This is a genomic window from Streptococcus sp. 21.1 (assembly GCF_016648635.1).
GTDB lineage: Bacteria > Bacillota > Bacilli > Lactobacillales > Streptococcaceae > Streptococcus.
Map to the genome: position 1 here is coordinate 18,916 of NZ_JACLQL010000001.1, position 17,270 is coordinate 36,185.

23 protein-coding genes are annotated in these 17,270 nt (G+C 43.0%); 5 read left to right on the forward strand and 18 right to left on the reverse strand.

Features of this window, described 5'->3' with window-relative positions; translation table 11 throughout:
- Positions 1-37 precede the first annotated feature (37 nt).
- Entirely contained in the window at positions 38-577 is a 540-nt protein-coding gene (locus tag H7U01_RS00105) for a biotin transporter BioY (RefSeq protein ID WP_201040817.1), read from the forward strand.
- Between the two features lie 45 nt (positions 578-622).
- On the opposite strand, the gene H7U01_RS00110 is transcribed toward H7U01_RS00105, so the two are convergent.
- From H7U01_RS00110 to H7U01_RS00120, 3 genes are all read right to left on the reverse strand, one after another.
- On the reverse strand, positions 623-940 hold the full coding sequence (locus tag H7U01_RS00110) for a CHY zinc finger protein (protein WP_013990836.1): 318 nt from the start codon (positions 938-940) through the stop codon (positions 623-625).
- Positions 940-2,226: a peptidase U32 family protein gene (locus tag H7U01_RS00115; protein WP_021144422.1), complete on the reverse strand. Its 1,287-nt coding sequence runs from the start codon at positions 2,224-2,226 to the stop codon at positions 940-942. The genes H7U01_RS00110 and H7U01_RS00115 overlap by 1 nt, the downstream gene beginning before the upstream one ends.
- Before the next feature lie 95 nt (positions 2,227-2,321).
- On the reverse strand, positions 2,322-3,251 hold the full coding sequence (locus H7U01_RS00120; RefSeq protein WP_002886038.1) for a peptidase U32 family protein: 930 nt from the start codon (positions 3,249-3,251) through the stop codon (positions 2,322-2,324).
- Between the two features lie 238 nt (positions 3,252-3,489).
- Here H7U01_RS00120 and H7U01_RS00125 point away from each other — a divergent pair, with 238 nt between their 5' ends.
- Positions 3,490-3,786, forward strand: a complete 297-nt coding sequence (locus tag H7U01_RS00125) for a DUF3270 domain-containing protein (protein WP_002886140.1) — start codon at positions 3,490-3,492, stop codon at positions 3,784-3,786.
- A gap of 53 nt (positions 3,787-3,839) precedes the next feature.
- Here H7U01_RS00125 and H7U01_RS00130 read toward each other — a convergent pair whose 3' ends face one another.
- The 7 genes from H7U01_RS00130 to H7U01_RS00160 all read right to left on the reverse strand — a co-directional run bounded on the left by H7U01_RS00130 (position 3,840) and on the right by H7U01_RS00160 (position 9,552).
- Positions 3,840-4,280: a YtxH domain-containing protein gene (locus tag H7U01_RS00130; RefSeq protein WP_004182777.1), complete on the reverse strand. Its 441-nt coding sequence runs from the start codon at positions 4,278-4,280 to the stop codon at positions 3,840-3,842.
- A 12-nt stretch (positions 4,281-4,292) separates the two neighbouring features.
- Complete coding sequence (locus tag H7U01_RS00135; RefSeq protein WP_002885965.1) at positions 4,293-4,691, reverse strand: DUF948 domain-containing protein; 399 nt, start codon at positions 4,689-4,691, stop codon at positions 4,293-4,295.
- A gap of 124 nt (positions 4,692-4,815) precedes the next feature.
- Entirely contained in the window at positions 4,816-5,607 is a 792-nt protein-coding gene (gene lgt, locus H7U01_RS00140) for a prolipoprotein diacylglyceryl transferase (RefSeq protein WP_004182779.1), read from the reverse strand.
- Positions 5,607-6,536 (reverse strand): HPr(Ser) kinase/phosphatase, encoded by a 930-nt coding sequence (hprK, locus tag H7U01_RS00145; RefSeq protein WP_037611483.1) that lies wholly within the window; start codon positions 6,534-6,536, stop codon positions 5,607-5,609. Before hprK ends, lgt begins: the two co-directional genes overlap by 1 nt.
- Before the next feature lie 127 nt (positions 6,537-6,663).
- Entirely contained in the window at positions 6,664-6,927 is a 264-nt protein-coding gene (locus H7U01_RS00150) for a PspC domain-containing protein (RefSeq protein WP_002885986.1), read from the reverse strand.
- Positions 6,928-6,992: 65 nt separating this feature from the next.
- Positions 6,993-7,433: a SprT family protein gene (locus H7U01_RS00155; RefSeq protein ID WP_014633335.1), complete on the reverse strand. Its 441-nt coding sequence runs from the start codon at positions 7,431-7,433 to the stop codon at positions 6,993-6,995.
- Entirely contained in the window at positions 7,420-9,552 is a 2,133-nt protein-coding gene (locus tag H7U01_RS00160; RefSeq protein WP_201040820.1) for a Tex family protein, read from the reverse strand. Before H7U01_RS00160 ends, H7U01_RS00155 begins: the two co-directional genes overlap by 14 nt.
- Positions 9,553-9,832: 280 nt before the next feature.
- On the opposite strand from H7U01_RS00160, the gene H7U01_RS09930 reads away from it, so the two are divergent.
- From H7U01_RS09930 to H7U01_RS00170, 3 genes are read left to right on the forward strand one after another with little or no spacing between them, the layout of a single operon-like run.
- Complete coding sequence (locus H7U01_RS09930) at positions 9,833-9,964, forward strand: SPJ_0845 family protein (RefSeq protein ID WP_002885949.1); 132 nt, start codon at positions 9,833-9,835, stop codon at positions 9,962-9,964.
- Between the two features lie 5 nt (positions 9,965-9,969).
- Positions 9,970-10,872, forward strand: coding sequence for a permease (locus H7U01_RS00165; RefSeq protein WP_201040822.1), 903 nt, complete (start codon positions 9,970-9,972; stop codon positions 10,870-10,872).
- Positions 10,872-11,687: a TIGR03943 family putative permease subunit gene (locus H7U01_RS00170; RefSeq protein WP_014634199.1), complete on the forward strand. Its 816-nt coding sequence runs from the start codon at positions 10,872-10,874 to the stop codon at positions 11,685-11,687. Before H7U01_RS00165 ends, H7U01_RS00170 begins: the two co-directional genes overlap by 1 nt.
- A 51-nt stretch (positions 11,688-11,738) precedes the next feature.
- Here the strand turns inward: H7U01_RS00170 and H7U01_RS00175 are convergent, their stop codons facing one another.
- The 8 genes from H7U01_RS00175 to H7U01_RS00210 all read right to left on the reverse strand — a co-directional run bounded on the left by H7U01_RS00175 (position 11,739) and on the right by H7U01_RS00210 (position 17,249).
- The gene (locus tag H7U01_RS00175) at positions 11,739-13,400 is read right to left on the reverse strand and encodes a SulP family inorganic anion transporter (RefSeq protein WP_201040824.1); all 1,662 of its coding nucleotides are present in this window, start codon (positions 13,398-13,400) and stop codon (positions 11,739-11,741) included.
- A gap of 247 nt (positions 13,401-13,647) precedes the next feature.
- The gene (locus H7U01_RS00180) at positions 13,648-14,262 is read right to left on the reverse strand and encodes a hypothetical protein (protein ID WP_061652218.1); all 615 of its coding nucleotides are present in this window, start codon (positions 14,260-14,262) and stop codon (positions 13,648-13,650) included.
- A gap of 95 nt (positions 14,263-14,357) precedes the next feature.
- Entirely contained in the window at positions 14,358-14,999 is a 642-nt protein-coding gene (locus tag H7U01_RS00185) for a GDSL-type esterase/lipase family protein (RefSeq protein WP_201040826.1), read from the reverse strand.
- A 26-nt stretch (positions 15,000-15,025) separates the two neighbouring features.
- Complete coding sequence (locus H7U01_RS00190; protein ID WP_201040828.1) at positions 15,026-15,637, reverse strand: CPBP family intramembrane glutamic endopeptidase; 612 nt, start codon at positions 15,635-15,637, stop codon at positions 15,026-15,028.
- A 103-nt stretch (positions 15,638-15,740) separates the two neighbouring features.
- Positions 15,741-16,103, reverse strand: coding sequence for a hypothetical protein (locus H7U01_RS00195; protein WP_201040830.1), 363 nt, complete (start codon positions 16,101-16,103; stop codon positions 15,741-15,743).
- Between the two features lie 4 nt (positions 16,104-16,107).
- On the reverse strand, positions 16,108-16,485 hold the full coding sequence (locus H7U01_RS00200) for a hypothetical protein (protein WP_064523356.1): 378 nt from the start codon (positions 16,483-16,485) through the stop codon (positions 16,108-16,110).
- A 12-nt stretch (positions 16,486-16,497) separates the two neighbouring features.
- Positions 16,498-16,860, reverse strand: coding sequence for a TIGR02328 family protein (locus tag H7U01_RS00205; RefSeq protein WP_070439310.1), 363 nt, complete (start codon positions 16,858-16,860; stop codon positions 16,498-16,500).
- Positions 16,857-17,249, reverse strand: coding sequence for a YbgA family protein (locus H7U01_RS00210; protein WP_014634187.1), 393 nt, complete (start codon positions 17,247-17,249; stop codon positions 16,857-16,859). Before H7U01_RS00210 ends, H7U01_RS00205 begins: the two co-directional genes overlap by 4 nt.
- Positions 17,250-17,270: the final 21 nt, after the last annotated feature.

Genomic DNA, 17,270 nt, shown 5'->3' on the forward strand with positions numbered 1-17,270 from the left:
ATAAGTTAACTATTTATTTACGAAAGGTTAACTAAAAATGACACAAAATCGTACACTGTCACTCATACTTCCCGCCTTCGGTGCTGCCATCATTGCTTCCCTAGCTCAAATCATCATTCCAATTGGAGCAGTTCCCATTACTCTGCAAACTTTTGCTGTCGGACTTGTTGCTACCATCCTTAAACCAAGAGAGGCGACACTTGCTGCTACCCTCTACCTGATTCTAGGTGCCATTGGTCTTCCAGTTTTTGCAGGTGGAGGCGGTGGGCTCCAAGCCTTCTTTGGTCCTTCAGCTGGCTATCTGCTTGCCTACCCATTTTTTGCACTTGTCACATCTGCACTCGCTCATGCTGAGACTCCTATTTGGAAAATCTTTGTGGCTTTTGTTTTGGGTGATGCACTTGTCTTTATCGGTGGTATCCTCAGCCTGCACTTTCTCGGAAAGATGGGCTGGTCTGCAGCTGTGGCTGTTGGTTTGACACCTTTTATCATTCCTGATCTCTTAAAAGGTCTCATCGTCGCTTTGGTGACTAAGCCAGTCTTAAAAGCTCTTAAAAATCATAGCTACTTTAACTAAAAAAGATTGAAGACTTTGTTCGTGTGAACAGAATCTTCAATCTTTTTATTTGTCAAAATAAATATCATAGTGCTTTGAACAAGCAGGATTGAAAGCTCTGTGACAATTGGGACAAGCTTCTACATCTTGATACTCCTCAATTGTCATCTCATGCCTACAAACGCCACAGATAAGGACCTTGTCCTGCTTCAATTGACAAGGATAAGCTCGAAAGCTATGTTTCTCTAAGCAATCATGACACTGATAACAGGCATAATACTTCTGGCACTCGAAGCATTTTAGGGCAACTATATCTAGTGGGGAATGGTAGTGTTGACACCTACTCTGATCATCTACCAGGAGCCCATTGATTTGACTTGTCATTAGGCACGAACAGTTTTGCTTGAACCGTCTTTTTGGTAGAGGTTAATCAAACCTTCTTTAGTTGAACGAATCATGTCACCAGGTTTAACTTCTTGTGGCACGGTAATTGTAAGAAGTTCCATTGGGTTTGGTGCACGGTCAATCTTGTTACCATTGGCATCGTGAAGGTCTTTGATATCACACTCGAAATGACGGAAGCCTGGTCCGTAGAATTCAACGTGGTCACCTTCGAGGATAACGTTACGTTGACGGATAGTAGCTGTCATAGTTGCTGGATCAAAGTCTACGACTTCACCAACGAATTTGTATTGTGGAATCTTACGACGAGCTCCAAAGAGTTGTTCGTTTTCTGTTGGTGTCTTGTAGTAGAAACCTGTTGCCAATTCACGCTGGGCAACTTTCCAGAGTTCGTTAATCAAATCATCTTTGATGGCATAAAAGGCTTCTGCACTTTCCATGTAAGCGTCACAAGCAGCCTTGTAACAGTTGGCAACTGTTGATACGTAGTGGACAGATTTCATACGACCTTCGATTTTAAGGCTGTCAACACCATTGTCGATAAGGTCTGGGATATTTTCAATCATACACATGTCAACGGCTGACATTGAGTATTCTTCAGGAACTTCACCGTGGATACTCTTTCGCTCTTGACCGAATGGCATGTCGTAAAGATCATATTTCCAACGACAAGACTGTGAACAACCACCACGGTTGGCATCACGGTCTGACATGTGGTTAGAAAGGGTACAGCGACCTGAGTATGAGATACACATAGCGCCATGGACAAAGGCCTCAATTTCAAGATCCGTACGCTTACGGATTTCAGCCAACTCTTCCATGGTAACCTCACGTGCCAAAACGACACGGGTCAAACCATACTCCTTCCAAAAATGGAAGGTTTCAACGTTTGTCGCAGATGCTTGTGTAGACAAGTGGATGTTAAGTCCTGGTGCGTAGGTTGAACAGATTTCAATCAAGGCTGGGTCAGATACGATAACAGCATCGAGTCCCATGTCACGCAATTCACGGAACCACTCACCAGCACCTTTTTCATTTCCTTCATGGGTAACCATGTTTGAAGCAACGTGCACATCAACACCACGAGCGTGAGCATATTCGATACCTTCTCGAAGCTCATCCATGGTGAAGTTTCCGGCACGGCTACGCAAACCATAGGCTTGTCCACCAACGAAAACAGCATCTGCGCCGTAATTTACAGCGACTTTCAATTTTTCCAAAGTCCCAGCAGGTACCAGAACCTCTGGGCGTTTTTTAGTTGTAGTCATAATTTCTCCAATTTGCAAGATTGTCGATTTTAGTTTTTAGAAGACTCCTTCGTTCCCTGAAAATGGAAAACTCACAAACGAAGGAGGAAGTTTTTTTATTTTACACGGTCAGGTTCATAGTCGTAGAAACCTGTGTCCAAACCACGGTTGGCTGGGTGTAATTTATGAATAGCCTCATCAAAGAGAAAGGCTTGGTCTTGTGAAAATTCGCCAGCCTCGATGAGGTCACGAGCCTTCACAAAGTACTCAGTGATTTTTACAAAGTTTTCACCTGGGCAATAAACACCGTCTAACTTCCAGTGATCAAAACCATGTTCAACGAGTTCTGAAAGTTTAGTCATCATATCCAAGTCATTGTTGGCAAAGATATGTGTTCCATGCAAGTCTTCATAAACTGAGTAGTGAGAATCTGGATCTCCTGGCTCAGAAAGGAAGAGGTCACGTTCTTTGGTAACAGCTTCATCCGTTTTGATAAAGTTGTAGTAGTTTTGAAGAAGCGGACGTTTTGAGTGGTGAATGATACTTGCACCATAAACCAAAACCTCAGCTGGAATTTGAAGATTTTCAGCCATGACGAAAAGTTCCGCAGATGGAATTTCACGAGCCAAAACAGCTTCAGAAGCTCCAGCTTGTTTGCCCCAGAAATTAATCTGACGGCTAGAGGTTACCATGGTTGAAGCATCATAAATCATTTTGAAGGGGCGTTTGTCACGGTTACAAATGTAGAAAACTCCTGCATCACCAACCGTGATATAATCTGCCTTGATTTCTTCAAGAAAATCAAGGTAGTCTGGAAGAGCATCCATCATACCTTGGTGCATGAGGGCGTTAACGGCAACAGTCAATTCCTTGCCAGACTCATGTACCAGCTCTGCAATCTTTCGCATCTCTGCGAATGAAAAAGGCTTAGGCAAACGAAGGCCAAAAGCTTTTTCGCCGATGTAAATACGATCTACGCCAAGTTCTAGGAGCTCACGTGCCTGCTCGTAGCTCTCAGCAGTCGCTGTAATCACTATTTTTTCCATAACTCACATTATAGCACAAATGATTTGATTTTTTTAGAATTTTTAGACTCAAAACTCTGTATCTAAATATTTTTAATTAGTTTTTGAATACTATGATTTTTACAAAAATCAAAAAAAACTTTGCAATATAAAATTTTTGTGGTATTATTAATGAGATTCTAAATAGTGAAATACTGACTAAGTATTTTAACCTACACGAAAAAGTGATTTAGATATTTTATATAGAAAGGAGGCAGACATGGCTGACAACTTACACCGTCAATTTGATCACATCGAAGATTTCGAGACTGAGCGTCCTCAAACGACGAATTATCAAGATTATCAAGGTTTAAATAGTAATAGTATTAAGCTACAAGATATGATTTTCTTTGGACGTATCTCAAGCTTCTGTGTTTCAACAGTCCTAGTTGCCTTCCTTTTCTTGGTAGCACAGGTGGCTACCTTCTGGGCCTTCTTCTGGGCAATTACCATCAGCGTCATTGGTCAGATAGGCATTTATGTCCTAATCGAATATTATAAAGCACAAAAACGTTGACTGTTTGGTCAACGTTTTTGCGTACTAAAAAAAGCCTCATGGGCTTTCTTTTTTTATTTTGCTTCTGCTGCTTCTTCAGAGATATCTTTGATATCAATGACGATATCATCAACGATAGCTTTGGTTTCTGCTTCAACATCTGCTTGCTCAGGAGTTACTTGTGCTGTTTTCTCTTTGATAAGTTCAAAGCTCTCTTTGGCAAAGTCAGCAACTTGAGCTGTTTTTTCTTGAACTGCTTTTGTCAAATCATCTGCAGTGATGTCGCCATTTTCAAATTTTGTTTTATAGTCTTGGAAAGTATCGACTGCCAAATCTTTGTAGTCGCTAGCTTTTTCCACCACTTGATTTTGATAAGCTTTTGGATCTTCTTTGAATGAAGCGATTTCTTCATCAATACGTGCTTTAACAGCTTTACCTTTTTCAGTTGTAAAGAAGTAAGCTGCTGCAGCTCCAGAAGCTACACCAATGATTAGGGTGTTTAAAAATTTACTCATGAAAAGACCTCCTTATTTTTTCTTGTCTTTTTTACCAAATAGTTTTGAAGCAACCTTACCGATAGCAAAGGCTGAACCTGCTTTACCGACACTTGCTCCTGCTGCACTTGCTTTCGCACCGAGATAACGAGCTTCAGTATTCAAGTCAGAGACACTTTCTGAAAGCTCAGCTACTGCTACGAAGAGAGGATCGATTGTTTGAACTTTTTCATTAACATCTTCAACCAAGACGTTTGCCTTAGCCAAGATTTCATTTGTTTGATGAAGGGTTACATTGATATCTGTACGAAGCACAGCAACTGTTTCTTCAACTTCTTTAACCACATGACGGGTACGAAGTAGAGTAGGGATTAATGCAATGAGAAACGCAGCAAGTGCGATTGCGATAATAAGAAATGCAATTTCTGCCATAGTTTAGGACTCCTTTGACCTTTTTAAAAGGTCGCTACAAGAAAACTGAAGTAGAATCTCCAGTTTCCAGTGACCTTTGTTATGATAATTTTCATTATATTATAACAAAGTCTGAGCTATATGACTAGTTTTTCATTTTATAATCTGCCTCTGGGCGTTGCTTTCGCAAATAGAGCAAGGTTGCACCCAAGATGATAATAGCGATGCTAACCCATTGAGAAACACGCAAGCCAACAAACATGAGGCTATCCGTACGCATGCCTTCAATGACAAAACGTCCAAGACCATACCAGATAAGGTAAAATGAGGTCACATCTCCTTGACGCAGTTTCTTATTAAAGCGTCTTAGTCCTAGGATAATGATAAATCCGACCAAGTTCCAGAGACTTTCGTAAAGAAAGGTCGGTACACGATAACTACCATCAATGTACATCTGCTGGCGAATAAATTCTGGGACATAATTCAGATGACTAACTGCTTTTCCGTAGGCCTCCTGGTTAATAAAGTTTCCCCAGCGACCGATACTCTGAGCAATCATAACGCCAGGTGCCGCGATATCTAGAAAATCCAAGACAGCAATGGCATGACGTTTAGCAAACCAATAGAGGACAGCTGCTCCAGCAATCAAGCCACCATAGATGGCAATTCCACCATTCCAAATTGCAAAAATTTCAGAAGGATTTTGACTGTAGTAGGACCACTGGAAGATCACATAGTAGAGCCTAGCACCAACAATGGCTATCGGAAAGGCAAGAAGAATAAAATCTAAGATGTTTTCAGGGTCAATTCCCTTTTCAGGAGCCCAACGCTGAGCCAGATAAACGGCAAGTAAGAGACCAGATACGATACAGATGGCATACCAATGAATACTAATGGGGCCAAGCCTTAGAGCAATAGGATCAATAGTAGCAAACATTAGTCTTCACCATTCTTACTAATGAGGTTGGTCAAACGTTCTTCAAAGGTTTTGGTTGCATCAAATCCCATTTGCTTAGCACGGTAGTTCATGGCTGCAGCTTCGATAACGACTGATACGTTACGGCCTGTCTTAACAGGAATGCGGACACGTGGAATCTTAACGCCTTGCAATTCGATTTCTTCATTCCCATTTCCAAGACGATCAAAGACCTTACCGTCTTCAAAATTTTCAAGATAGATGGCCAACTGAACTTGAGAAGAATTACGGACAGCACTAGCTCCGTAGAGACTCATGACATCAATGATACCAACCCCACGAATCTCAAGAAGATGGCGGAGGATTTCCGCAGGCTCACCCCAGAGAGTTTCCTCATCCTTAGCATAGACATCCACACGGTCGTCAGCGACAAGGCGGTGACCACGTTTCACCAACTCAAGCCCTGTTTCACTCTTACCGATACCAGAATCGCCCTGAATGAGAACACCCATGCCGTAGATATCAACCAAAACACCATGAACACTGGTACGTTCTGCCAACTGTGCATTGAGGTACCAAGACATATCACCTGAAAGAGATGATGTGCCGTTACGGCCTTGAAGAACCACAACGCCATTTTCTTTAGCTGCTCGATACAGCTCCTCAGGGATATCAAGCCCACGCGCTACGATAACAGCTGGGGTTTCTTCTTTGAACATGTTTTTGAAAACAGAGTAACGGTTGTGATCAGTCAAGGTTTTAAGGTAAGACCACTCCTTCATCCCAACCAATTGAATACGCTCCGGTGAATAATAGTCAAAATAACCTGTCATTTCTAAACCAGGACGAGAGATATCAGCAGTTGTTATCGGTTTTGCCAAAAGCTCCTTATTCCCATAGACAACCTTGAGTTTAAGCCTGTCAACCAACATTTTAACGGTTACTGTCATGTTATTTCCTCCGATTATTTACTAGTTTCATTGTATCATAAAAAGGTTTTCAATGCGGCTCTCAAAGCAAAAAAGACCTATGACTAGCACTAAGGCCAATCATAGGTTAATGTCTATTAACAATTACTTACCAATTCCACTCATCTTCAACAGGTTCAGCGTTTTTACGTTTGCGTCCATCCTTGAGTTTGATTTCGGGATAAATATCTTCTTTGTAAGGAAGGAGAAAGGCTAAAACCAAGTATAGAAAGATTCCAAACTGCGTTGAAACCATGAGAATGATAGCCAAAATACGAGCTAGAGCTAGGTCCCAGCCAAACTTATCTGCCAAACCTGCAACAACACCGGCGACGAGTCTATTTTTTCGTGTCTTATAAAAACGATTTGACATGGTCTTCTTCTCCCATCATTTCTTTGATTTAATTATATGATTTTTTTAAACTAAAAAAATCAGCCCTAGGACTGATTTAGAAAAATGAGCTTGCCTCGACACAAACCGCAGCCAAATTTCCGTGTATTGACACGGCGTTTGCGACGGTAGGTATGACCACAAGATTGGCATTGATAAAGGTAGTAGTTCTCCTCCTGACCTTGTATCTTTGGGGCGTATCTAAGGCCGTCAACCTTGGCTAGTAAATCCTTGAAATCTCTATCCGCATGCTTGTACCCCTTGCCCTGAAAATAAAGGTGATAATGACAGAGTTCGTGGCGGACGATTTTTCGAAAGGTTTCAAGACCATGTTCCTCATAGAGTTTTGGGTTAAAATCTAAATGACCATCCTTGGGAAAGAACCGCCCTCCCGTAGTCCGAAGACGCTTATTCCACAGGGCTTGGTGCTTAAATTCCCAGCCAAAATCTTCTATGGAAACAGTCTTAACATAATCAGTTAGATTCACGTGGATTCACCAAGGAGAGATTGAGTTTTTCATGCTCTAAGTCAACTTTTGATACCCACACGGTAACCAAATCCCCAACAGAAACGACCTGACTTGGGTGGTTAACGAAGCTCTTACTCATCTCTGAGATGTGGATAAGACCATCCTCATGGACACCGATATCCACAAAGGCACCAAAGTCCACAACGTTACGGACCGTTCCTTCAAGTTTTTGTCCTACTGACAAATCTTTGAGTTCAAGAACATCCTGGCGAAGCACAGGTGCTTCAAAATCATCACGGAGGTCACGACCTGGTTTCAAAAGGTCAGCAATGATATCTTTGAGAGTTTCCTGTCCAAGTCCCAATCCTTCCGCTGTTTCTTTAAGATTAAGAGCCTTCAATTTTGCCTTAGCAGAGTCGTCCAAGTCTGTGATAGCCAACTGCTTGAAGAGGGCTTTCACCGCTGGATAGGACTCTGGGTGGACCCCTGTATTATCCAAGATATTCTTAGCGTTTGGAATACGAAGGAAACCTGCAGCTTGTTCGAAGGCCTTGGCACCAAGGCGTGGAACCTTCTTGATTTCAGCACGCGATGCAATCTCACCATTTTCCTCACGGTAGGCGACGATATTTTCAGAGATGGTCTTGTTGAGTCCTGACACGTGTGATAGGAGGGTACTACTTGCCGTATTGACATTAACACCAACCTGGTTAACCACGGTATCGACGACGAAATCAAGATTTTCAGAGAGTTTCTTCTGGCTAACATCGTGCTGGTATTGGCCTACTCCGATTGATTTAGGGTCAATCTTAACCAGCTCGGCCAATGGGTCTTGGAGACGACGGGCAATAGAAATGGCAGAGCGTTTTTCGACTGTCAGGTCTGGGAACTCATGGCGAGCCAACTCAGATGCAGAGTAGACAGAGGCACCACTTTCATTGACAATGACATAAGAAGTTTCTGGGAAATCCTTGAGGACTTCTGCCACAAAAGCTTCACTTTCACGACTGGCTGTTCCATTACCGATCGCAATAATCTCAATGGCATACTTTTTGATGAGGTCAGCCAAGTCTTTTTTAGCCTGTGCGATTTTAGCCTGACTTGCTGGAGCTACTGGATAGATCACTTGCGTTGTAATGAGCTTACCAATTTGGTCAACCACGGCCAACTTAGCCCCTGTACGAAAGGCTGGGTCAAAACCAAGTACCATCTTGCCTTTAAGTGGCGATACTAGAAGGAGGCTTCGAAGATTTTGAGAGAAAAGTTGAATAGCACCATCTTCTGCTGCTTCAGTCAATTCGCTTCGGATACGACGCTCCATAGCTGGAATGATTTTCTTCTTGAGAGATTGATTGATAACTTCCTCGATATAGTCATTTTTTTGTTTGAAACGAGCACTGTAGAAACGGTGCATTTTCTCAAGATTGTGCTTAAAGCTTACCTTGATAACGCCTAGTTTCTCACCACGGTTAAGGGCTAACGTACGGTAACCTTGAAGTTTAGACACCTTGTCCTCAAAATCATAGTAAATCTTGAAAATTTCTTTTTCATCCAGCGATTGATCCTTGAGGGTTGAAGTGATGTCACTGTTGTTCCAGATTTCGTTGTATGTCCAAGAGCGCAAGCTATTGTCCTCAGAAAAGGCCTCAACCAAAATATCCACAGCACCCGTAAGTGCCTTGTCAGCTGTTGGAAAGGCTTCAGATGTCAGCTTTTCAGCTTCAGACTTAAGGTTGGGACTATTTTGCAAGATAAGACGAGCCAAGGGGAAAAGACCTGCTTCACGGGCAACCGTCGCCTTGGTGCGGCGTTTTTCCTTATAGGGAAGGTAGAGTTCTTCCACGTCTGCCAACTTTTCAGCCGCTTCAATGGCTGCCTTAAGTTGATCAGTCAATTTTCCCTGAGCCTCAATCTTGGCCAGAACTGTTTCCTTACGGTCTTGAAGAGTAGTCAAGGACTTGTCCATATCAATGATAGCCTTGATTTGCGTTTCATCCAGATTGCCTGTTTTTTCCTTACGGTAACGGGCAATGAAAGGAATGGTATTGCCTTCTGCGGTCAATTCCAAAACTGTTTCAACTTGTTGTTTTTTTAGGCCCAATTCCTGAGCCAATGTCTCTAGATTACGATTTTCCATAAGTTCTATTATACCACGATAGGAGATTTGCTTGGGTAGAAAACCTTGTAGCTGAAGCGAGAATTTTTAAGCAAGAGGTAGTATAATAGAAAGGTAAACCTATTGTTAGGGGCTATTTCTAACAGAAATGACGCCCTTAGTATCTTTTTGCAACTGAACTCGGGCTATTTCTTTCGGAAAATAGATGCATCTTCCTAGAAGCAGAGCTTCTTCGGCCGATGCCCTAATTTTCTCTTAGAATTGACGCTCTTAGTATCTTATTTTAACTCGGAGGCTTTTTATGGCGGTTATTCAGAAAAAAACAAATGAACTTGAAAGCATGATGGCATCTTTTGCGGCTATCCCTGATTTTGAGAAGGCGGGAACTGATCCTAAGAAGGACAAACGTCTTCAAGAAGACAAGAAGAAATAATAGTTATGGCTATTTTTCATCAACTACCAGATAGCGTTTTGCAGCTTCTGGCAGTTTTTCTATCTATTATTATCGAAGCCCTGCCCTTCGTTTTACTGGGAAGTATCTTGTCTGGCTTTATCGAAGTCTTCGTGACCCCTGAAAAGGTCCAAAACTTCCTGCCGAAAAACAAGGTCCTGGCTATTCTCTTTGGAACTCTAATTGGTTTTATTTTCCCTTCTTGTGAGTGTGGGATTGTTCCCATTATCACGCGCTTTTTAGAGAAAAAAGTGCCTAGCTACACGGCTATTCCTTTCATGGCAACAGCTCCTATCATTAATCCAGTCGTTCTTTTTGCGACCTATACGGCCTTTGGGAACTCTTGGTACTACGTGATTTTACGTTTTCTCGGAGCTTTCTTGATTGCCATGATTTTGGGAATCTTGCTTGGCTTTGTGGTGGATGACCAGATTCTTAAGGACAATCGTAAGGTCAGTCATGTGCACGACTATAGTGGTTTGTCAGCTGGTAAGAAAATTTTTCAGGCCTTGATTCATGCGGTAGATGAATTTTTCGACACTGGGCGTTACCTGATTTTCGGGAGCCTGGTGGCCGCAAGTATGCAGACCTACCTACCGACCCGTATTCTTACGACAATCGGGCACAATTCGGTGACAGCCATCCTCATCATGATGCTTTTGGCCTTTATCCTCTCGCTTTGTTCAGAGGCGGATGCCTTTATCGGGGCTTCCTTGCTCTCTAGTTTTGGAGTGGCACCAACGGTGGCCTTTCTCATCATCGGTCCTATGGTTGATATCAAGAACCTAATCATGATGAAACACCAGTTTAAGACACGCTTTGTTGGTCTCTTCGTAGGAACCGCAAGTCTGGTGACAATCATTTACTGTCTGGTATTGGGGGTGATTTAATGTTACGTTTTCTCATCTTATCTGGGTATTTTGAGCTGGTCATGTACTTACAAGTTTCTGGCAAGCTCAACCAGTACATTAATATCCACTACTCCTACCTGGCTTACATTTCCATGGTACTTTCCTTTATCCTCGCTGTGGTTCAACTCATTGTTTGGATGAAGCAGATGAAGGTTCACTCGCATTTGTCAGGTCGAGTAGCCAAGGTAGCCAGCATCGTTCTCTTGGCCTTTCCAGTCCTCACTGGACTTTTAGTACCAACAGTAACCTTGGATGCCAATACCGTATCAGCTAAGGGTTATCATTTTCCACTGGCGGCAGGGAGCGATCCTAACCAGGCCGACCAAGAGGGAACGACTATCCAGTATTTGAAGCCAGACACCAGCTCCTACTTCACCTCCTCTGCTTATGAGAAGGAGATGACCAAGGAGCTAGCCAAGTACAAGGGACGTGAGACCATCCAGATTACCACGGAAAATTACATGGAAGTTATGGAGCTCATCTACCTCTATCCTAACGATTTCGTGGGCAAGAAGGTCACCTATACCGGCTTTGTTTACAATGACCCACAGACCAAGGGTTATCAGTTCATCTTCCGTTTCGGTATTATCCACTGTATCGCCGATTCAGGTGTTTACGGACTGGCGACGAGAGGAAGTGACCAAACCTTCAAGGATAATACCTGGGTAAAAGTCACTGGTACCATCACTGTGGATTACTATCAAAATCTCAAACAGAGCCTCCCTATCCTCAATTTGACTGAGGTCAAAGAGGTCGGTCAGCCTGACAATCCTTATGTATATCGCGTATTTTAAAAAGCCAAGTTCAGTTGAACTGGCTTTTTTTCTTATAGTAAAAAACTTTGTCTAGGCTTCTTGTGCTAGGGCTGCTGCTTTTTCAAGGGCTTGATCGGTTGACTCGCAGATATGGTCTTGTCCAATAGTTTGGATAAAGCCTGATTTTTCAAGCACTCGGTAGGGTTGATCGTTGACGTGAGATAAAAGCAAGGTCATGCCACGTTTTTGACAAATGGCCAGGGTTTCTTCAAGGGCATCTAGGCCTGAGATATCCATGGCTGGAACGTTTCGCATGCGTAGGATGAGAACATTCTTAGTTTCATCATTGATCACATTCAAGAAGTTATTGGCTGCACCAAAGAAGAGGGCACCAAAAACTTCATAGACGACAGTGTTTTTAGGGACTTGCTTCAAGTCGCTATCCTCAGACAAAACTGGATCGTCCAGATTTTCCTTGTCTACCCACTGACGGATTTGAGCCACGTCAGACATGCGTTTGAGGAAGAGGAAGGCTGCTAGGACCATACCAAATTCGATGGCAACTACTAGGTCAAAGAAAACGGTTAAGACAAAGGTCACTAGCAGAACCGCCACATCACTCTTAGGGGCACGTTTGATCATACGACCAACTGTACGCCAACCACTCATATTATAACCGACAATCATAAGGATTGAGGCCAGACAGGTCATGGGAATCAATGAGGCGTAAGGCATGAGGAAGAGTAAAATCAGAAGTAGGGTGAAGGCATGAACCATACCCGCTACTGGTGTTCGTCCGCCATTTTTGACGTTGGCTGCGGTACGGGCAATAGCACCCGTTGCCGGAATCCCACCAAAGAGGGCTGACATGATATTCCCAACACCTTGACCGACCAATTCTGCATTAGAGCGGTGGTTACCACCAATCATGCCATCTGAAACCACACAAGAAAGGAGCGATTCAATGGCTGCCAATATGGCAATGGTGAAGGCTGGCGAAATCATTTGACGAATCAAAGAAAATGATAGGTCAGGAACCGTGAAACTTGGAAGTCCCGCCTTGATGGTGTATAGATCACCAATGGTTTTGACTGGGAGATGACCAAAGGCCACGATGGCTGTGGTCACAAAGATAGCAACCAGAGAACCCGGAATTTTCTGAGAAAGGCGTGGCCAAAAGATTTGAATGAGCAGGGCCAAAATACCAATAGCTAGGGTCGCCCAACTAATACTTGAAAGATGCTTTCCATAGGCAATCATCTTTTCTAGAAACTCAGCTGGCACGGACTTCATCTCAAGGCCTAGAAAATCCTTAATCTGTCCAGCCACAATCCCAACGGCAATCCCCAAGGTAAAGCCAAGTGTGATGGTTTTGGGAATGAATTTAATCAGGTCACCGAAACGCAGGAGCCCCATGATAATAAGCATGAGTCCCGCCATGAGTGTGGCAACAGTCAGACCCGCCATGCCATACTGGGCGATGATGCCATAGATGATGACAACGAAGGCTGCGGTAGGTCCACCAATCTGAACCCGACTACCTCCTAAAAAGGAAATAAAAAAGCCTGCAACCACTGCTGTGTAAAGACCTTGTTCGGGATTAACACCAGAGGCAATCGCTAGGGCAATCGACAAGGGCAGGGCAATGATAGCCACGATAACTCCTGCAACCAGGTCCTTGATGAACTGTCCCTTGGAATAATCCTTGATGGTGGTGAAAAATTTGGGTGTGATATATTTTAAAGCGTCCATTTTTTCCTCCTAACTATTATCCTAAAACTCTTTGACTTAACTCTTTTTTCAATGAGTGTCAGACGCTTATCATTTTTACAGTCTTATGATAGCACAGGAAATCCCCATTTTCTAGGGGATTGGGAGATGTAAACGTATTATTTCAAGAATTTTTTAACTTTCTTAGTTTAGAAGTGAAGGTATCAAAAAACAAGTCCAGACTATGGACTTGTTTTAACTTATCATGGCTTGATAGATTTCTCTTGAATTACCAACTGGTTGGCAAGGAAATCGGAATGTTAAGCTTGACCTTCATCTTGCTGTTGGTCACGGTAGCCTGCTCAATTTCGTAGCCGATTTCAGGAAGCTTGAGCTGAATCTGATTGTTAACCATGCGAACACCACTGCTTGACTGGGCAATACTCTTCTTGAGGTAAGGCAGAACCAGTGATTTAGGTACAGGGAGACGACCCAGGTGGGCACCTGCCAAGTCTAATAGGATGACTTCCTTGTTTGTGCTGACCGTGAAATCAAGGCTGAATGTTGATTCGATAGGTCCAAGAGACACTGGTAGCTTAGCTGTAAGATAAGAATCATTCAACTCTACAGTACTGTTTAGCAAGGTCTCGTCATTAGAATCAGCCATGCTTGCTTTTAGGATTTGACGAAACTGGTTGCTATCAAGATTAATCTCGGTTGAAACCCCACCTGATGAGAGGGACGCTCCACCAATACCAGCCTGGGCTAGATCGGCAAGAGATGTTTGTGTAGATACATTTTTTAATTGGTCCTGACTGTCAATTTTGTCCGGAATGAGTAGAGCCGCCACTGCAAAAAATAGGACAATGACGAGGACAATGAGTCGTTTAAACCATTTCCACATAGGGATACCTCATTTCAATTTTTCACTTTTGACGTCTATTGTACTGTAATCAAGGGAAAAAAGCGAGTAAGAACTGGAAATTCTCTCATATTTTCTTAATTCAAGAGGTAGGGTTCGAGAGCTTCATAGACTTTTAAGTAAGCATTGGCATAAAGGTGGACACCGTCATAGGTGTGCTCAGCCTTCTGCTCTTTCCTATCATTGACCAGCCCAGCATTACAATTAATAAAGTGGCAGCCATAGGTTTGGGCGATTTCCTCGAGTGCCTGATTACAACGGTCAAGATTTTCAGTTGTTCGCAGTTTCAGCCACTGGATTGAAGCCTTGGTCTGCCAAGGTAAATGAAGATTGGCTGGGTAGAAAGCCATGAGGTAAATCTTGGTATGGGGCAAGACAGCTTGTGTTTGCTCAAGAATCTGCCTGATGTTTGCTGTCAGATGCTGGAACCATTGGTCTCCATAAGGCTCCTCGGTCATGTCATTGGTACCGATATTGATAAACACCTTGCTCGGTTGCAGATCCAAAAGTAGGGGATGGATATGCTGGAGAAATTCATCCGTATTTAGGCCGCTGATACCTCGATTGTAGATGATGTCGTCGACACCTCTACTCCTAGCGATTTCACAAATTGGAAAAAGCTCCATGAGAGATGAACCTGTGAAGAGCGTCTCCCCCTTGATAGCAACCTCATTTAAGTACTGATAATTTTTAAGTTTGATTTCTTTTAATTCATCCATGATAACTTTTTTCTATATAACTTAATCTAAACGAGGGAGAAGGCAAAGAGAAGCCCTACAACCGTATTGGCCAAGGCGTGGATAAAGACACTTGGAAGAATAGAGCCACCTGCTTTTTTCTCATTGATAGCACCAAAAACGTAAGCGATGAGACTGATAAAGGCCATGATAGCCATAGCTTTTGGGTAACCAGTTAATTGGATAAACATAAGTGCATGGATGAGGCCAAATAAGAGAGACTGAACCAGATTGGCCCCCAGGAATCCTAGTTTTCCTTGTAGCCTTTTCAAAAGAAAACCTCTAAAGAAGATTTCTTCTGGCAAGGCAGTCCCTAAGATAGCGTATGCCAAGATGGCTGGAAGGGCTCCAATTCCCTTTCCAGAAAAAGCTGCTGTGGCCGTTTGGCTAGAGTCGAACCAACTAAAGACCACAATCGAAAAAAGAAGAAAAAGTAGACTAATCCCCAGAATGGTCAGTAGTAATCGCCTCTTCTGCTGACTTTCAACTTTCTTCAACCCAATCCAGTCAAAGAAACCCACCTTTTTCCTGCTCCAAATTAACCAAGTGATGAAAGGAATGACAGAGACTATGAGCAGTTCCATAATACCGTTCATCAGTTTAGATATAAATAGGGTCATGAGTTTGTCCTCCTCTTCTAGTCAAAAGACAGTTTTTACCTTTTGAAAGCGTATACCTCTACATTTTCATTATACTACTTTTAGAGGAAGAGAAAACTCATTCTCACCAATCTTGCCAGGTTTCTTTGGCACGAATCACACGGCCTTGCTCATAGTCAATATGGTAAACACGCCAGCCACCAATCCAATCGTCAGCCAGCTGGTACTCAACACTTCCTTGAAGATCACTCCCCTTGCCTAAGAGTTTCTCAACTTCTTTTCTCGTCATGCCCTCAAGCTGATACTGCCGGTGAAAACTCCACATGAATTTATGGCGCATGTGATCTGGAGTACGAGCCCATTTTTCAGGCGTAAAAACTCGGTCACGAGGGACAATGATTGCAAAATGAACCAGACAAATGATTTCGATAATTAAGCAAAAGCCTTTTCGCCGTTTTCGTCTGGTTTCTGGGGTAAGGTAGGCCATAGGATTACCTTACTTTCTCTTGTTTCCAATGGTCGTCCAAAATCACTGAGTGCTCTTTCGAAAAGCGAATAAGGATATCTCTGGCAACTTGTTGAGATACACGTGCGACATTGGTCAATTCTAATCCTAGCTCAGGTGTGTCATGTTCCAAGCGATACTTGTCATCCTCGTATTCAACAAAGATAAAACTCATTGCCCCTTTTTCGCTATAAGTGAGATAGAGACTATCGTAGGATACTGGAAGTTGCACCAAAGCATCCCAGATATCACTGTCACTTGGGTTTGTAATCGTCGCATAGTCTACCTGATCAGCTGTCGAAATACGCATGACAAGGCCTTCTGCTGCTTTCTTTTTAGATGCTAACCACTTAAATAAATGCATCGTTTTCCTCCTTTAGATGACGATTCCTTTTTGCTTGAGATTGTCCAGACATTCCTGTAAATAGGCAGCATCATGCTCTGGGTAGATGATGACTGGTAATGTCTCCGCTTCAAGCTTATCGTAGGCTGGCATCTGTTTGCCTCGATACTCCTTGTCCAACCACTCTGGGCTAACACGATAGCCACGTTCCGTCATTTCTTGCATAATGAGCTCATGGTATTTAAACAAGCGATACGGTGAATAATCAAAAACATAGTTAACCGTCGCATGTTTGCGTTGCCATCCCTTACCACGAAGGGCACAACATTCTCGGTGCTGCCCTAATAATTGCTGACGGGGTAGTTTTGAAATCAAGGCTTGATGCCATAGTCTCATTTTGAACCCCCATTAATTAAGGTTGACTCCTCCAGATAGCGATTTGGGTACTTGATGAGGAGCTCTTTGACGGATGCCACCAAACACATCTGAGGAATTCGACCTGTCGCATAGCTTTCCAGTTGGGCCATAAACATTTCCTTCTCGCTGGCAGTCGCCTTTTTCTTAAAATACCCCCAGATATGTTGAAAGGCATTGACGACCTGACCAGGATTTTCAGGAAGGTCAAGTGCTTGATCAATGTAGGCCTGAACCTGATCCAAACTAACCTCATCATTCTTGAGATAGTTACGGATTTCTAGGTAAATCTTGTTTGAATGGCTGAGCACCAGATACTTATTGGCTGCCCAAAGTCGCTCGCACTGGCGACGTGGATTGGTAGTTGTCATTAGGAACCTTCCTTCTTGCTT

What these genes read in the sequence shown, in the direction of transcription:
- H7U01_RS00130 (WP_004182777.1), bottom strand. Translation starts at nt 4,280, where the DNA reads ATGAGTAAATTTTTAAACACCCTAATCATTGGTGTAGCTTCTGGAGCT.
- H7U01_RS00195 (WP_201040830.1), bottom strand. Translation starts at nt 16,103, where the DNA reads ATGGCCTACCTTACCCCAGAAACCAGACGAAAACGGCGAAAAGGCTTT.
- H7U01_RS00200 (WP_064523356.1), bottom strand. Translation starts at nt 16,485, where the DNA reads ATGCATTTATTTAAGTGGTTAGCATCTAAAAAGAAAGCAGCAGAAGGC.
- H7U01_RS00110 (WP_013990836.1), bottom strand. Translation starts at nt 940, where the DNA reads ATGACAAGTCAAATCAATGGGCTCCTGGTAGATGATCAGAGTAGGTGT.
- H7U01_RS00210 (WP_014634187.1), bottom strand. Translation starts at nt 17,249, where the DNA reads ATGACAACTACCAATCCACGTCGCCAGTGCGAGCGACTTTGGGCAGCC.
- H7U01_RS00115 (WP_021144422.1), bottom strand. Translation starts at nt 2,226, where the DNA reads ATGACTACAACTAAAAAACGCCCAGAGGTTCTGGTACCTGCTGGGACT.
- H7U01_RS00125 (WP_002886140.1), top strand. Translation starts at nt 3,490, where the DNA reads ATGGCTGACAACTTACACCGTCAATTTGATCACATCGAAGATTTCGAG.
- H7U01_RS00180 (WP_061652218.1), bottom strand. Translation starts at nt 14,262, where the DNA reads ATGTGGAAATGGTTTAAACGACTCATTGTCCTCGTCATTGTCCTATTT.
- H7U01_RS00190 (WP_201040828.1), bottom strand. Translation starts at nt 15,637, where the DNA reads ATGACCCTATTTATATCTAAACTGATGAACGGTATTATGGAACTGCTC.
- H7U01_RS00185 (WP_201040826.1), bottom strand. Translation starts at nt 14,999, where the DNA reads ATGGATGAATTAAAAGAAATCAAACTTAAAAATTATCAGTACTTAAAT.
- H7U01_RS00135 (WP_002885965.1), bottom strand. Translation starts at nt 4,691, where the DNA reads ATGGCAGAAATTGCATTTCTTATTATCGCAATCGCACTTGCTGCGTTT.
- H7U01_RS00165 (WP_201040822.1), top strand. Translation starts at nt 9,970, where the DNA reads ATGGCTATTTTTCATCAACTACCAGATAGCGTTTTGCAGCTTCTGGCA.
- H7U01_RS00175 (WP_201040824.1), bottom strand. Translation starts at nt 13,400, where the DNA reads ATGGACGCTTTAAAATATATCACACCCAAATTTTTCACCACCATCAAG.
- H7U01_RS00205 (WP_070439310.1), bottom strand. Translation starts at nt 16,860, where the DNA reads ATGAGACTATGGCATCAAGCCTTGATTTCAAAACTACCCCGTCAGCAA.
- H7U01_RS00160 (WP_201040820.1), bottom strand. Translation starts at nt 9,552, where the DNA reads ATGGAAAATCGTAATCTAGAGACATTGGCTCAGGAATTGGGCCTAAAA.
- H7U01_RS00150 (WP_002885986.1), bottom strand. Translation starts at nt 6,927, where the DNA reads ATGTCAAATCGTTTTTATAAGACACGAAAAAATAGACTCGTCGCCGGT.
- hprK (WP_037611483.1), bottom strand. Translation starts at nt 6,536, where the DNA reads ATGACAGTAACCGTTAAAATGTTGGTTGACAGGCTTAAACTCAAGGTT.
- H7U01_RS00120 (WP_002886038.1), bottom strand. Translation starts at nt 3,251, where the DNA reads ATGGAAAAAATAGTGATTACAGCGACTGCTGAGAGCTACGAGCAGGCA.
- H7U01_RS00170 (WP_014634199.1), top strand. Translation starts at nt 10,872, where the DNA reads ATGTTACGTTTTCTCATCTTATCTGGGTATTTTGAGCTGGTCATGTAC.
- H7U01_RS09930 (WP_002885949.1), top strand. Translation starts at nt 9,833, where the DNA reads ATGGCGGTTATTCAGAAAAAAACAAATGAACTTGAAAGCATGATGGCA.
- lgt (WP_004182779.1), bottom strand. Translation starts at nt 5,607, where the DNA reads ATGTTTGCTACTATTGATCCTATTGCTCTAAGGCTTGGCCCCATTAGT.
- H7U01_RS00105 (WP_201040817.1), top strand. Translation starts at nt 38, where the DNA reads ATGACACAAAATCGTACACTGTCACTCATACTTCCCGCCTTCGGTGCT.